The sequence below is a fragment of the Acinetobacter lanii genome, assembly GCF_011578285.1.
Lineage (GTDB): Bacteria > Pseudomonadota > Gammaproteobacteria > Pseudomonadales > Moraxellaceae > Acinetobacter > Acinetobacter lanii.
Genome location: NZ_CP049916.1, coordinates 3,063,170 through 3,077,850 on the forward strand (window position 1 = coordinate 3,063,170; position 14,681 = coordinate 3,077,850).

The 14,681-nt window shown below is 42.3% G+C and carries 15 protein-coding genes; 5 read left to right on the forward strand and 10 right to left on the reverse strand.

Annotated elements, in window-relative coordinates; genetic code table 11:
* The first annotated feature begins 106 nt into the window (after positions 1–106).
* Entirely contained in the window at positions 107–661 is a 555-nt protein-coding gene (locus tag G8D99_RS13975; RefSeq protein WP_166326919.1) for a YqgE/AlgH family protein, read from the forward strand.
* Positions 654–1,094 carry a Holliday junction resolvase RuvX gene (ruvX, locus tag G8D99_RS13980; protein ID WP_166326921.1) on the forward strand — a complete coding sequence of 147 codons (441 nt, stop codon included), beginning with the start codon at positions 654–656 and terminating at the stop codon, positions 1,092–1,094. Before G8D99_RS13975 ends, ruvX begins: the two co-directional genes overlap by 8 nt.
* Before the next feature lie 126 nt (positions 1,095–1,220).
* On the opposite strand, the gene G8D99_RS13985 is transcribed toward ruvX, so the two are convergent.
* The 3 genes from G8D99_RS13985 to G8D99_RS13995 are packed head-to-tail and all read right to left on the reverse strand — an operon-like array spanning position 1,221 to position 4,569.
* Positions 1,221–2,231, reverse strand: a complete 1,011-nt coding sequence (locus tag G8D99_RS13985; RefSeq protein WP_166326923.1) for an HlyD family secretion protein — start codon at positions 2,229–2,231, stop codon at positions 1,221–1,223.
* Between the two features lie 48 nt (positions 2,232–2,279).
* Positions 2,280–2,486 (reverse strand): DUF1656 domain-containing protein, encoded by a 207-nt coding sequence (locus tag G8D99_RS13990; protein WP_166326925.1) that lies wholly within the window; start codon positions 2,484–2,486, stop codon positions 2,280–2,282.
* A 1-nt stretch (position 2,487) separates the two neighbouring features.
* Entirely contained in the window at positions 2,488–4,569 is a 2,082-nt protein-coding gene (locus G8D99_RS13995) for an FUSC family protein (RefSeq protein ID WP_166326927.1), read from the reverse strand.
* A 485-nt stretch (positions 4,570–5,054) separates the two neighbouring features.
* Between G8D99_RS13995 and G8D99_RS14000 the strand changes: the two genes are divergently transcribed.
* Positions 5,055–5,819: an IclR family transcriptional regulator gene (locus G8D99_RS14000; protein WP_166326929.1), complete on the forward strand. Its 765-nt coding sequence runs from the start codon at positions 5,055–5,057 to the stop codon at positions 5,817–5,819.
* A gap of 75 nt (positions 5,820–5,894) precedes the next feature.
* On the opposite strand, the gene G8D99_RS14005 is transcribed toward G8D99_RS14000, so the two are convergent.
* Positions 5,895–6,533: an alpha-ketoglutarate-dependent dioxygenase AlkB family protein gene (locus G8D99_RS14005; RefSeq protein ID WP_166327795.1), complete on the reverse strand. Its 639-nt coding sequence runs from the start codon at positions 6,531–6,533 to the stop codon at positions 5,895–5,897.
* A 134-nt stretch (positions 6,534–6,667) separates the two neighbouring features.
* On the opposite strand from G8D99_RS14005, the gene G8D99_RS14010 reads away from it, so the two are divergent.
* Positions 6,668–8,470 carry an ABC transporter ATP-binding protein gene (locus tag G8D99_RS14010; protein ID WP_166326931.1) on the forward strand — a complete coding sequence of 601 codons (1,803 nt, stop codon included), beginning with the start codon at positions 6,668–6,670 and terminating at the stop codon, positions 8,468–8,470.
* 186 nt (positions 8,471–8,656) lie between these two features.
* On the opposite strand, the gene pgsA is transcribed toward G8D99_RS14010, so the two are convergent.
* From pgsA to uvrC, 3 genes are all read right to left on the reverse strand, one after another.
* Positions 8,657–9,244, reverse strand: a complete 588-nt coding sequence (gene pgsA, locus G8D99_RS14015) for a CDP-diacylglycerol--glycerol-3-phosphate 3-phosphatidyltransferase (RefSeq protein WP_166326933.1) — start codon at positions 9,242–9,244, stop codon at positions 8,657–8,659.
* A 105-nt stretch (positions 9,245–9,349) separates the two neighbouring features.
* Positions 9,350–10,141, reverse strand: a complete 792-nt coding sequence (locus G8D99_RS14020; protein ID WP_166326935.1) for an acyl-CoA thioesterase — start codon at positions 10,139–10,141, stop codon at positions 9,350–9,352.
* A gap of 171 nt (positions 10,142–10,312) precedes the next feature.
* A complete protein-coding gene (gene uvrC, locus G8D99_RS14025; protein ID WP_166326937.1) occupies positions 10,313–12,112 on the reverse strand; it encodes an excinuclease ABC subunit UvrC in 1,800 nt (599 codons plus the stop codon).
* A 148-nt stretch (positions 12,113–12,260) separates the two neighbouring features.
* On the opposite strand from uvrC, the gene G8D99_RS14030 reads away from it, so the two are divergent.
* The gene (locus tag G8D99_RS14030; protein ID WP_406741494.1) at positions 12,261–13,340 is read left to right on the forward strand and encodes an AAA family ATPase; all 1,080 of its coding nucleotides are present in this window, start codon (positions 12,261–12,263) and stop codon (positions 13,338–13,340) included.
* Positions 13,341–13,343: 3 nt separating this feature from the next.
* On the opposite strand, the gene G8D99_RS14035 is transcribed toward G8D99_RS14030, so the two are convergent.
* The 3 genes from G8D99_RS14035 to G8D99_RS14045 are packed head-to-tail and all read right to left on the reverse strand — an operon-like array spanning position 13,344 to position 14,616.
* On the reverse strand, positions 13,344–13,769 hold the full coding sequence (locus tag G8D99_RS14035; protein ID WP_166326939.1) for a hypothetical protein: 426 nt from the start codon (positions 13,767–13,769) through the stop codon (positions 13,344–13,346).
* Positions 13,735–13,947: a hypothetical protein gene (locus G8D99_RS14040; protein ID WP_166326941.1), complete on the reverse strand. Its 213-nt coding sequence runs from the start codon at positions 13,945–13,947 to the stop codon at positions 13,735–13,737. Before G8D99_RS14040 ends, G8D99_RS14035 begins: the two co-directional genes overlap by 35 nt.
* 45 nt (positions 13,948–13,992) lie before the next feature.
* A complete protein-coding gene (locus tag G8D99_RS14045) occupies positions 13,993–14,616 on the reverse strand; it encodes a PH domain-containing protein (protein WP_166326943.1) in 624 nt (207 codons plus the stop codon).
* Between the last annotated feature and the right edge of the window lie 65 nt (positions 14,617–14,681).

Here is a 14,681-nt window from a genome sequence, read left to right on the forward strand (position 1 = left end):
AAGATCAGTGACGTATGTTATAACTGTAACATTCAATAAAAAACTAAAAGCATGATTTAAAATTCGTTTTATTGACGATTCATTCACGAGAAGGAGCAGCCATTCGGTGAGCAAACAATTTCTGACCCATCGTTGTCTAATCGCCCCACCTGACTTGGCAGATGATTTCTTTGCCAATACTGTGGTTTATATTGCTCGACATGATGAAGAAGGTGCTCAAGGCATTATTATCAATCGCCCAACCAACATCCAAGTCAAAGAACTGTTAAATGATCTCGACATTGAAGCCGATCATGTCAATCCGCATGCGGTGTTACAAGGTGGGCCTTTACGTCCTGAAGCTGGCTTTGTGCTGCATACCGGTCAACCGACATGGCATTCCTCCATTGCAGTCGGGGAAAACCTGTGTATTACCACCAGTAAAGATATTTTAGATGCAATTGCTCAAAATCAAGGCGTTGGTAATTATCAAATTGCTTTAGGCTATACCAGTTGGGGCAAAAACCAACTCGAAGATGAGATGGCTCGTGGAGACTGGCTCATTTGCGATTCCGACATGGATTTAATTTTTAACTTACCTTATGACGATCGCTGGGATGCAGCCTTTAAAAAAATTGGCATAGATCGGACTTGGTTATCTTCAGAGATTGGACATGCCTGATACCCAGCCACAACTGATTATGGCTTTTGATTTTGGTACACAAAAAACCGGCATGGCGGTGGGCTCTTCCCTCATTGAAAGTGCCACCCCACTTGCGTTACTCCCAATGAAAGATGGCATCCCGAATTGGGATGAATTGCTGAAAATCGTGAAACAGCATCAACCGAATCTATTCTTGGTCGGTTTGCCACTGAATATGGATGACAGTGAATCTGAATTGTCGGCACGGGCACGCAAATTTGCGCGTCGTCTACGTCATCAGACCAACATCACCACCTGGATGGTCGATGAACGTCTGACCACACGTGAAGCGCGTGATGAACTGGATCATTATCAAGCGCAAGGGCGTGGCAGGAAACTCTCTGCCGACAGTATTGCCGCAGCCTTATTTATTGAAAGTTGGTATCGCAACTCTGAAGGGATTAGCCCTTAATACCTATATCCAAATACGCACATTTAATTTGATGCTCGAATCACTCAGGATTCAACATCAAGAGCACAGGTCTAAGCATAAAAAAAGCATCCACGAAGGATGCTTTTTTTAGCTCATGAAAATGGCTTAGTCATCATGTTTGGTGAGTACATGCACAGTCGCAGTACGCCCTGCCACAAAGGCCAATTCATTCTTCGGTGCTTCATCCAATACAATACGTACAGGTACACGTTGCGCCAAACGTACCCAGTTAAAGGTTGGATTGACGTTCGCCAATACACCATTGGTTGAAGTACGTTCACGGTCTTCAATACCCGGTGCAATCCCTTGTACATGCCCTTTAATGGTTTGCGTATCGCCCATTAAACGGATGCTGACTTTGTCACCAATGTTAATACGGTTGAGTTTGGTTTCTTCGAAATAACCCACGACATACAGTTTTTTACGATCCAAAATACCGGCAACGCCTTGACCCACTTGTACATAGTTACCGACACGAAGTTCGAAGTTCGACAAGGTGCCATCTTCAGGTGCCACCACTTCAGCACGGGTACGGTTCAATTCAGCCAAGTGTAGTTGACTGGTGGCTGCTTTAATCAACGCTTTTTGCTCGATGATTTTTGCTTTCGCCTGTTCTACCGCAGCTTCAAGTTGATGATGCTCAGCATGCTCTTGCTCAACAGTGGTGTTCGCCAAATCTTGCTCTTGTTTCGAAATTGAACCATCGTTAAATTTCGAATAACGCTCAGCAGTACGTTGAGCAAATTCAGTAGTGACATGGGACTTTCTGACATTAGCTTCAGCAGCAGCTAATTCAGCCTCTGCCGCCTCTAAAGTCGATTTGTATTTGGCAATCTCAGCTTTGGCATTTTCAACGGCCAATTCTTGACGCGCCAAATCGACACGGAACAACACCTGACCTTTTTTCACGGTTTGGTTATCATGCACCAACACTTCTGTCACCAAGCCGGCAATATCTGAAGAAATTTTCATGACATCGCCACGCACACGTGCATCTCGAGTCCAAGGTACTGAATTGTAATAATTCCATAGATTGAACACAGCAAAAACTGCGATGAGTGCTGTCACCAGTAAAACCAAGGGCCGAATCATTTTACGTGAATCGATAACTTTCATACGGTTACTCACTCATACTCAAAAAATAACTCATGGAACTGCTACGCATTAGAAACCACTCCAAACAAAGCCCCAATGCACGAGCAACAACAGCACGAGGTAAAGACAAAAATTAAATAGACCTAAAAATGCATCTGAACCCTGATCCATCCATTTATCGGTGTATCGAATCACGATCAGCATCAGGATATAGGCCACCAAGCCTTGGATTAACAGTGTCGGGACATAGACACCATAAACGTTAAACTCACCCATGTTACGCCACCTGAAGCGGTTGATTCACAGGTTCAGCACGAATAGAACGGCATAAACTACTACGAATATTGTTTAAAGAAATCTGTAAGCGTTGCGCAATATCGGCATCTTCATAGTTGCTCGATTGCGCTAAGATCAGACTCATCTGATCAATCAAATTTTGACGTAACATTTCATGTTCTAGGTGAAGTTGTTTAGAGCGGAAGTAATCATCGAGCAACTGTTGTAGGTGCGCTAGATTTTGCGTCAGTATATGCTCTTGTGGCATCTTTATCAGCAATTCATTCAATCGCGTCAGATCAATCACCGCACTCACCTCGATCAATGATAAATTAATTTCACGCTTCAATTCTTCAGACTGCACTTGTTTGGTGTTTAAAATCCCAATACGGTCGAGCATGCTGCACAGTTGGGTTTTAAATTCTAGACCAAAGGGCAAATACATGGTTTCGCGTACTGACTTGTAATGCAAGGTTAAAATCCGAGTTGCGGTAATATCCGGCGACATGGCGCGAACAAAATAAATCACCACTGCAGCAATAAACGGCCCAAAGAAATTGGCAATTGAACCATCAAAAGATGCAATCTGATCCAGCACATACTCATTTTGCAAGTTTAATTCCATAATCGTACACATCAACAAAGGCAGTGCCAATGACGACAAGGGCGGATGTGGAAATAAACTCACACAGAAAATGATAAACGGCGACAACACCAATGCCAGTTGCCAAAACTCAGTCACATAAGGCAACACGCCAAAGGCATAAATAAACACCACCACCGCCGTATAAAACGTCGCACGAATAAAGATTTTCAGTGCCGGTACTGGGTTATCCATCGCTGCCATGATACACACGCAGATCGAGGTCAGTGATGCCACCATATAACCGTACTTCCAACCGGTGATAATCCACATCGAACCTGCAATAAAAATCGCAAGGAATGCCGAAATCCCACCACGCACCGCCACACCATAGTCACGGTGCAAACTTGGGTAAGAGGTACTTAAGGACACAATATGTGGCGGTAAGTGCTTCTCACCTTTTTGAATCAAATACCAAATAATTTTTACGGTTTGCACATTTTGAATGAAATGGCGAATGTCCATTTTCAAACTGTGCAACATCACTTGCTGTTCAGGCAAGGCCGCTTCAAATACCGCTTCAAAGTCATCATCAAACTGCTGTGGCAACACATTTAAATAGTGTTCAGGCAAGGTGGTACTTTGCAATAGAAAGTGATCGACATCTTGCTGTAACACCGCCAATGCCGGACGATAACCTTTATCCATCTCATCCAACTGGGTGAGACGTTCCGAAATCGCCACCAAGTTGGTGGTCAAAATCGACAACTGATGCAGCAATTCCTGCAACGGTTTGGTCATGCCTCTAAATTTGGATTTTTCATACCACAGATGCACGGACAATGCGTGAATCTCGGAGGCATCACTGTTTACCCGCGCCAACAAAGTGGTGTAATTGGTTTGATGGGTTTCATCACTTAAAATAATACGAAAAAGTTTCTCGGTATCTTGTAAGGTTTTCCCCACCCGACTTTGCAGTACCGGCCCAATATGCACGGGGAAAATCGTAGCAGACACCACTGCACTACACACCACACCAATGGAGATCTCAATAAAGCGACCCAGCGCCATATCAAAGATACTCTGCTCATTCATATACAGAATGTCATTAAAGGTAATAATGACGACTGTATAACCCGCCAACATAAAGAAATAACTTCGTGCGGTACGGTCAAGCAAAGAAATGTATAAACAAAAACCCACCCAAGCCGACATGCAGAAAGTAAATAACCACGGCATGTGAATCAAACGTGGGGTCAGAATCACCGCCACTGCAGCACCGGTCATGGTGCCCATAATGCGGTAGAAACTTTTGGATGACACCATGCCCGAGTAGGGATTGGCCAACAAGAACACCGTCGCCATTGCCCACAAAGGATTAGACAAGTCCAATGAAAACGCGATATACAATGCCAAAAGACTGGCAAAGCACGTTTTAGTCGCAAAAATCATGTCCATTTTACGTGGACGTAATTCGAGCAATTGCTTGGTTAACAACATGGAGTCATCTCAGCGCTACAGCTTTAGGTTTAAACAATATCTTTTTTCAATGACGACTAAAGCACCCGACGAACGCTTAAGCTTCATCGCGTGCTTGAGTGAGATATTTGCATGTTTAACTATGCTATCAGCAATGGATCGTCGATCGAAGGAATTGCAGAAATTACCTTGAAAATTTGTTAAAATCCGTCAAGGCCATTCAAAATCATCAATTGGTCGAGTTGACAATTCATCATTAGATATTTAGGTGGGGTATTTTTTCAAACAATCCCTCATTAGTCAATCTAAATATCTTAATATGATAATTTATAAAATTTTATTTATCTAATGGTAGTATTTTTACCATCTATTCTCAATCCTTCTGATTGAATTTAGCCAAATAAAATAACCGAGCGCTTGCTCTTTTTCGAACCATATCTGGTCGTTTTTTGATATAAACTACAGATGATTCTCTTTCATCTCTCTTTTCTTTTTTGCAGGTAATTATGGCGCTTTCTAGTTTTGGTAAGATTCTCACCGTTTTAGATTTATTTTCGGTCGACCGTCCTATCATAAATGTAGATCTGATTAGCCAAGAATTGGGCCTTTCTACACCAACAAGCTACCGTTATTTAAAAGAATTGGTTTCTGCTGAATTACTACAACGCATCAGCGGTACCTCAGGCGACTACACTTTAGGCTCTAAAATCGCGGTTTTAGATTATATTTCTCGCAGTACCGACCCCTTGGTGCAAATCAGTATTCCGTTCATGCGTCAAATTGTGGAACGCACTGAATTTAGCTGCATTTTAAGTCATCTCAATCATGACTTCTGTATTGATTTACATCACGAATACTACAAAGACGTGAAACTGCTGTCTTATGGTCGGGGTTCACCGCGTCCGATTTTTATGGGGGCTTCACCAAAAACCATCGTGTCGCATTTTTCCAAACAAAAGTTACTGCATTACTACGGTCGTTTTTCCAACCATCTAAAAGAGATCGGTTTTGCTGAAGATGAGCATGAATTTTTCATCAAAATGAAAAAGATCAAAAAACAAGGTCATTATTTTTCCAAAGGTGAACTTGATCCCAATGTCGCGGCGCTATCTGTCCCTATCAAATACTCACCTAAAGAAGCGCCACTGGCTTTGACCTTACTCGCCACCAAAAACCGCTTTGAATTTGTTAATCAAGAGAAGTTAGTAGAAATCTTGCAAGAAAATGCAGCATTGATTGAAAAAGAATTCGCTGCGTTATCTCAGGATTAGGTCAGAAAGTGAAATGACCCAAACCTCATCATGGTTCAGTATTGTTCATGCATGGTTGGTATCTTGGGCATCCTGTTAGCTTTCAGCCCTTTTGGCATCTTGATAAAAATAGCGAAAGGTCAGATTAATTCTAGGCGCTAACACGCGGGTAGATTTGGCCAACATATGTTTCCAATAGCGCTGGGTCTGCCCTTTCATCACAATCAATTGACCACTGTGCAACATTAAATCGACCGTTTGCTTTTGAGTTTTATGTTTAAAACGAAATTTACGGCTTGCGCCTAGGCTTAACGATGCAATCACGGTTTCACGCTCAGGCGACCTTAAACTGGCTTCATCATCACTGTGCCAACCCATAGCTTGCTGTCCGTTTTCATATAAATTGGCTAAACAAGAATTAAAAACCTGTCCGGTTTCAGCTTCCACCTGTTGTTTTAAGGCCAATAGCAATGGATTCCACAGATGCGCTTGTTTGGCCATGCCTGAATAATGGTAGTGATAGTCTTGATCGCCATACCATGCGATTTTGCGCGCTGTTTTAAAATATTTACCATACAATAAGACTTCATCCTGTTGCCATGCCAAATACCGGTAAAAATAATCAAAGTACTGCTGTGCCTGATCAGCATCTAAAATCAAACCACAGTCTTCTACCTCGCCATCAAACGGCAATAGATTTGGATTCGGTTCAGGGGCAAATAAGTCGAAATTCATAGTCATTTTCGTGATCAGCAAGCATTTATTTTAAAGCAAATCTAAAGTTCACAATTTGAAACATTGTATATGCTTGTGAGCCTGCCTTTACAGGCATAGACTGTCACTCATTCTCACAATAAAAACAAACGCTTATGAACCTATGGCAATTGTTTCAAAAACTTAAACCCTTTGTACGTCCCTATAAATTGTTGGTCATCGCCACCTTATTGTTAACCCTTGTTGGCTCACTCACCGCACAGGTCAATGCACTGACCTTGCAATATGCGGTAGACAGCATCAATAAACTGGTAGAAGCCGGCAAAGGACTCGATGCTGGTTGGCATATTTTAATCACCATTACCGCGATTTTATTGGGTAAAGAAATCATCAATGCCATCGTGCAATTTGGGCAAAAATTTTATGGTGAAAAACTGCGCATTTTGGTGTCTCAAGACTTGGCGCAAGACATCATTGAGAAATTCCTCAAGTATCGCTTGGCGTTTTTCAATCAAGACAACAACCAAGCTGGTAAATTGCAAACCCGTATTGACCGAGGCATTGGCTCTTTAACCCGTTTGGTGCAAATTTTCTTTATCGATATTTTGCCGTTATTTACCAGTGCCCTTGTGGCTTTGGGCCTGATGTTTTATGCCAATGTCTATGTCGGTTTAGTGGCTTTAAGTATCGTGCCAATTTACTTCTGGTTGACCTATAAACAAGCACAAAAACTGGGCAGTTGGCGCCGTAATCTGCGTGATGGTCGTGAGAAAAAAAGTCAGGGTATTTTGGGCATCATTAACTCAATTACTGTGATCAAATCGTTTAACCGTGAGTCGATTGAATCTGAAAAACAACTCAAGTTACAACGCGAGTTAACCCACAATCAAATGCAAACCCGCCAAACCAGTTTTGTTTTTGACGGCGTCAAAACCTTTATTGAGCAAATCGGGATTGTACTGATCATTATTTTGACGGCGTATTTCGTACTCGATGGTCAGATGAGTATCGGCATGATCATGTATCACGTGTTGTTATTCAACAACGTGTCTGCGCCGATTCGTTCATTACATCGCATTTATGATGAAATTAACGATGCCATGATCTATTCAGAAAGCTTCTTTCAAATTTCAGAAGCCGATCATGAAATCGAAACCAGTGGTACGGAAAAACCACAAGTTCAGGGTCGTTTTGAACTGAAAAATGTCGACTTCACTTACCCGAATGGCTTTAAAGCCTTGCACGATATCAATATGAGCATTCGCCCCAATAAAATCACTGCATTGGTCGGTTTATCTGGTGCCGGTAAATCAACCTTGATCAGTCTGTTAGATAAATTCTTTGAGCCTGATTCAGGACAAATTTTATTGGATGGTGTCAATATCCAAGACATGGACACGCAGTATTTACGTGATCATATTGGTTTGGTGTTGCAAAAAAACCATATTTTCCAAGGTTCAATCTTTGAAAATATTCGCTATGGTAAAACCGATGCCAGTTTGCAAGATGTGCAAGAAGCAGCACGTAAAGCCTCGATTCATGAGCAAATTTTACAATTGCCTCAAGGTTATGACGCCGATGCATTGATGCTCTCCGGCGGTCAACAACAGCGTATTGCGTTGGCCCGTATGTTCCTGAAAAATCCACCGATCATTTTCTTGGATGAACCGACTGCAAGTCTCGATGCGATTGCCTCTGAACAGATCAAACAAAGTTTGGATCAAATCAAACAAGGTCGTACCGTGATTATGATTTCACATAGCTTGTCGCAAATCATTGATGCGGACTACACCTATGTGATGAAAGAAGGTCGGATTGTGGAGCATGGTGAACATGATGCGCTGTATCACCAAGAAGGGACCTATAAAGAAATTTTCGATGCGATGGCGAAGAGCCTAAACATTGAAAAAATCGCGCGTACGTTTGAGGATGATGCGGAGGAAGAAACCCATAGCTAAAAATGACTTGTGCAATGAAGAACAAAACAAGGGTTTTGGAACTCCATCCAACCTAAAATCTTAACCACAATTCAATTCACAATAAACCTTCCCTCTCCTTAAAAAGGAGAGGGTTAGGGAGAGGATGTAATAAACGTTCAGCCATAAAAAAAAGCCCCAATCTCGGGGCTTTTTTTTATGGCCTGATTAAGGCTGTTTTAAATACGGCCACGCCGCTTTTAAATAAATAAACATCGACCACAGGGTCAGAATCACAGCAGTATATAGCAGTGCATAAGCCAACATTTCAAGCGGTTGCCAGTTCAACAAGAACACTGAAATCGCAATCATTTGAAAGGCCGTTTTATATTTACCTACAGTCGATACTGCAACATTAGTCCGCGCACCCAGTTCAGCCATCCATTCACGCAAAGCGGATACGGTAATTTCACGTGAAATAATCACAATCGCAGCAAAAGCCATCGAAATTGACGGTTGCCATTGCACCAAAACAATCAGCGCTGCTGCAACCATTAACTTATCGGCCACGGGGTCTAAAAAGCGCCCAAAAGCGGAAGTTTGATTTAATGTTCGTGCCAAATAGCCATCAAACCAATCGGTAATCGCAGCCACAACAAAAATGCCAGTCAAAATAATATGACGGGTCATACTGCCTTCATGACCACTCACGCCGATTGCCGGTGGCCAATAGGAAATAATCAAAAAAACAGGAATTAACGCAATTCGAGCTAGCGTCAAGATATTTGGAATATTCAGGATACGACCTGTAGTCATAGACACCGCCAGTTTGTCCCCTATTGTCTCTAGATCGACAATAAAAACTTGAGCTTTAATTGGGTTTAATGCGCTTACTTTAAACGATTCATACCCAACTGTCGACTAGGCAAATACGGTAACTGTTTGCCTAGAAATCGCAATTAATTGATTATTTTGATCCCAAATATGTGCATATTCAGTTGCATAGCCATGTTCAGCATAATCGGTGAATACTTTATATTTAAACCAATCTAAACGTTGAAACTTCACAGAATCCAATAGTGTCACATGCCATGACAGTGAGCTACCCGGCGCAGGCACCTTCAATACTGGAAATGCACCTGCCGGCCAAATATCTAACAGCGCTAAAAACTCAGGCGTAGACATTGCCCCTTGACCAAATTTTTCAGTAAATCTAAACCATCCACCAAAGTCAGGCTGTACACTGCCTGAACAGGGATACGCCCCTTCCGCCCATGCCAAATCAAAATTTTGGTAACACTGTGGCATCAATTGGTTATGCGGAATAATCAGCAACTCTTCGGGCTTTGGATAATCCGGTGCAGCACGTTGCTGTTGAATATTCAGCACCGATTCCCGCTCCAAACCAAAGCTCGCCAATAAGATACTCATCACGGCGTCATCTTGCCAAACCCGAGCTTCAACCGTGGTCACCGACTTACCCTGTCTTAAAATTTCCACCGTAACTTTCACGGGTTTTTCTTGTACCGGTGCGACAAAACTCACACTGGTACTGAGCAAGCGTTTACTCGGATCATTGACCGCCAAGATCGCTTTATGCAACATCATGGCGGTAGACAGTCCACCAAAAATGGTGCGTCCTTGTAACCATCCTTTGGGAATATCCACCCACTCTTGTTGTTCAAGATCTGCAAATAATTGCGTCAAAGACATCCGGCTTACTCAGTTTAAACTTTTGCTTCGAGCATGCAGATTTTTAATACAGAGGTAAATGATCAATGACCCATCGGTCAATGAGCATTTTAGCAAATCGTACCTCGTTCATGGTTAAAGAGACTTGTCAGCATGAGCCACGCCGTTATTTAAAATAAACTAGAGCGACACTTACTCATGCAACACTTTATAAATGGTTCTCGCCATCACGTCGCCTAAGCCGGGCACCAGTTTCAAATCATGTTCTGAGGCTTTCAGCACGCCTTGAATCCCACCAAAATGGGTCAATAAATCACGCCGACGTTTTGGGCCTAAACCGGGAATCGCCTCTAACACCGATTGTCCACGGCGTTTATCTCGTTTGGCACGATGTTTGGTAATCGCAAAACGATGTGCTTCATCTCGAACTTGTTGAATCAGATGCAAGGCTTTATGGTCTTCAGGCAACTGAATCTTGGTACCATCGGTAAAATGCAAAGTTTCTAAGCCGGGTTTACGCCCCTCACCTTTCGACACCCCAACCATAAATGCTTCAAGCCCCAAGTCTTTCATCACATCCATCGCCATATGTAATTGCCCTTTACCACCATCGATCAACAGCAAATCAGGCAACATGGCTTTTTTATAACGGCGGGTTAAGGCTTGACGCATGGCCGCATAGTCATCGCCACCGGTAATGTCTTCAATCGCAAACTGACGATAATCCCGTTTACGAATGCCGCCACTGTCAAAGACGACACAAGAGGCAATAGTCGCTTCCCCCATGGTATGCGAAATATCAAAACACTCGATCCGATCTATCGGACGCCCCACCACTTGTTCAAGCTGATGAAAGCGCTCATTCAGCTCAAAATGATTGGCCAACTGCCCTTTAATCGAATGTTGGACATTCATGCTGGCAAGCTCAAGCCATTCCGCACGCGTTTCACGGACTTTGTGTTTAATCTGAATTTTCTTCTCAAAGTGTTGTTGTAGTGCCTGTTCTAAATCAGTACGATCCGGCACCTCAACATTCACAATCAGCTCGGTCGGAATCTCATCGGCGACTTGGAAGTAAAAATTGGCGATAAAGTCCGACAGCATCTGCCCCAAATCATCCCCAATCATATCGGGGAAATAGCTTTTGCCACCGAGCATTTTCCCGTTACGCACATGCATGATTTGTACACAAGTCACACCGGCTTGATGCGCAATCGCTAGAATATCCGCTTCACCTTTGAGCTTATAAATCGCCTGCTGCGCCTGTACATCACGAAGTAATGCCATACGGTCACGGAAAAACACGGCTTTTTCAAACTCTAAAGCTTCGGCTGCCGCTTCCATTTTGGAAATCAGTTCTTGATTCAACTCTTTGGTATCGCCCTGCAAAAAGCGAATCGAGTTATCGACATCTTCTTTATAGTCTTCTGGAGAAATCAGCCCGACACACGGCGCTGAACAGCGTTTGATTTGATACTGCAAACATGGACGCTTACGCTGAGCAAAATAACTGTTTTCACATTGGCGTACATTAAACAATTTTTGCAGCACGAGTAGCGTGTCTCGCGCATTATACGCACTTGGATAAGGTCCAAAAAACTTACCGACTTGATGCTTCCCTTTGCCCCGACCCGACGCAATGCGTGGATAAGGTTTATCCGCTGAGACAAAAATATAAACATAGGATTTATCATCCCGCAGCATAATGTTATACGGCGGACGATGCAGTTTAATCAGGTTTTGTTCGAGCAATAATGCTTCGGTTTCAGAACGCACCACCAAAGTTTCGATGTCGTAAATCCGTGCCACTAAGGCTTGGGTTTTTGGGTGCTCAAGGGTTTTGACAAAGTAACTCGAGACACGATTTTTCAGATTTTTGGCTTTCCCGACATACAACAATTCACCGTCTTTGCCGAGCATGCGATACACCCCCGGCAAGGTGGTCATATTGGCTAAAATCTTTTCAATATTGTCTCGTGCGTTTTCGTTCACATTGATCCTAAATCAAAGCAGAAGGGTTGTCTCATAATGTGATGGTTTATCGAACATTTTCAAGGTAATTTGAGTCTTATTGTGCATCAGAACATTGCAACGATCATTTTATTGCTAAAAGCTCTCAATTCACGCCAATGATTTTGCTATGCTGAAATCATCTGCTGATTTGAGATCGAAACGGATGACCACCAATCCAGCACTTCATATCGTGAAGCCTCAGACCTCCTCACAACACCCTGCTGAACGTCAGCGCTTGATTGGACAGCCACGTTTTCATTTCGATCCGCAACAGGTCATGCAACTTTTGAAACAACGCATTATTGGACAAGATGCAGCATTGGCTGAAATTGAAAAAATGCTGAATGTGGTCAAAGCTGATTTCTCTAGTCCCGAACGTCCATTGTCCGTGACCTTAATGTTGGGTCCAACTGGAGTCGGTAAAACCGAAACGGTGCGTTTAATTGCTGAAGCGATTTACGGTCGCCCCGATGCCTTTTGCCGTATTGATATGAACACCTTAGCGCAGGAGCATTATGCCGCGGCTATCACCGGTGCGCCTCCCGGTTACGTGGGGTCTAAAGAGGGTCATAGCCTGTTTGATGAAACCGCCATTGCAGGCTCACATACCCGTCCGGGTATTGTGCTGTTTGATGAATTGGAAAAAGCCTCTAATGAGGTCATTCGCGGTCTGATGAATGTCTTAGATCGTGGCAAACTGACCCTGACCTCGGGTACCAAAACCATCGACTTCACCAACTGTATGATCTTTATGACCAGTAATGTCGGTGCGCAAGCCGCACAGCAATACTTAGATAAATTGAATTTCCTGCCGAAAAAAATGCAGGCTCTGTGTCTAAAACGCGTGCCGACCCAAACCATTATTGAAAAGGTCATGCATCGTAAATTCGACCCTGAATTTATCAACCGTATTGATCGAACATTGCATTATCAAGCCGTTCAGGATGATGCTTTACCGCGTTTAGTCGAGATTGAACTCGAGAAATTGAATCAACGCTTACAACATCAAAAACGGACTGTGCATTTGACCGATGCAGCTAAAGCACATTTTTATCAAGGACATGATATTCGTTATGGCGCACGTCATTTGGCGAGAAAGATGCGGACAGAGTTGGAGCCGATTTTAGCGGTATATTTCTTACAGCAGCCCGAGCAAACTGATTTATATATTGATTTTCAACATAATGCATTAAAGATCAAAGACTAAAACCTAATAGATTTGTATTGGTGCAGTAGTGATCCATTCGAAAATTTGACCTTGAGTCACCAAGACATAACTCGAAAGTGAATCTGCATAGATCGACTCACTTTCCTGATTAAAATAGCTTAAGAAATGCGTATGCTCTACTTTCATTAACCATGTTTTACCGTCAAGATTTTGATTGGCTAAGGTATGAAATGCACACCCCTCTTCAATCATTTTAAATGCCAATACAGCTTCGCACCTTACGGTTTTTTGATCTGCATGAAAGTCCAATACAATATTTAGCACAGAACCATCATATTGAAACTCATCGATAGAGGGGATGCGCTGCGCTACATTATGCTCTAATACCGTCCAAGGAGATTGGGTTGTACGCTTGGAATATAAATAGTCCCGTTCAGGATCGACTCCATCTAACCCCCAACGCTTCAAGAGGCAGATCAAAGACTTGTGCCTGTTGATGCACTAAAGACATCACTTCATACATGGCCATCGAATAGCCCAATTCATAGTCATCTTTAAACGCGCCTTGACTTGAATGATCTGCCTTTTCTTTCAGATGAAAACAAAGATCGATAAGAAAAGCATCCCTTTGCAATGTCGAATTCATCTTTTGTATTCACCTCAAGTATGTGTTCTGCGTACTAAAACTTGTTTAGTTCTTTAAATAACGCTCAAAAATTTCACTAAAATCATAATTCTCAATTTCTCTTATTCTTTGATTGGCGTAGTCTTCCACTTGTTGTGCCGTTTGGTTAATGATTTCAGGTAGATTTAAAATCACCTGTTCACTCAGTTCACGCAAATTAAACATCTTCTGCACGTTTTCATTACTTTGCAAAAGTAGATTGCGTCGACGGTTAATCTCTTTAAAGCTTTCTCCAATCGTAAACAGCGCTTTATACAGATCTCGAATTTTCTCGATTTGCTTTTTATCAATATCAATTGAAAAGCTTTGCTCACCCAATTGGAATTTAATTTCGGCATCTAAATCGACGGAACCTGCAGTTTCCAACATCACATGCTTGATCGGATGATGTCGGTATAAATAACGATACAACATGCGCTTTTTACTCATGGCACTTTTACCATCTAAGTGCATAAATGCGACATTGGTAAAACAATATTCATCGGTCTTACTTTTAATCACAAAGAAGATTTTTTCGTTATCTTCATGAAAAATATAGTCATCAATATCAGTTTTATTAAAATCTTGGGGTTCAATAATCGTCCCAATATCACTGGTACCCATCATTTCTGAAGCTAAGTTTTTAAACATTATTCTGACAAGCTCTTTTATAGATTATCGACACAAACTAAAAAACTAACCGCAACAACTCAATA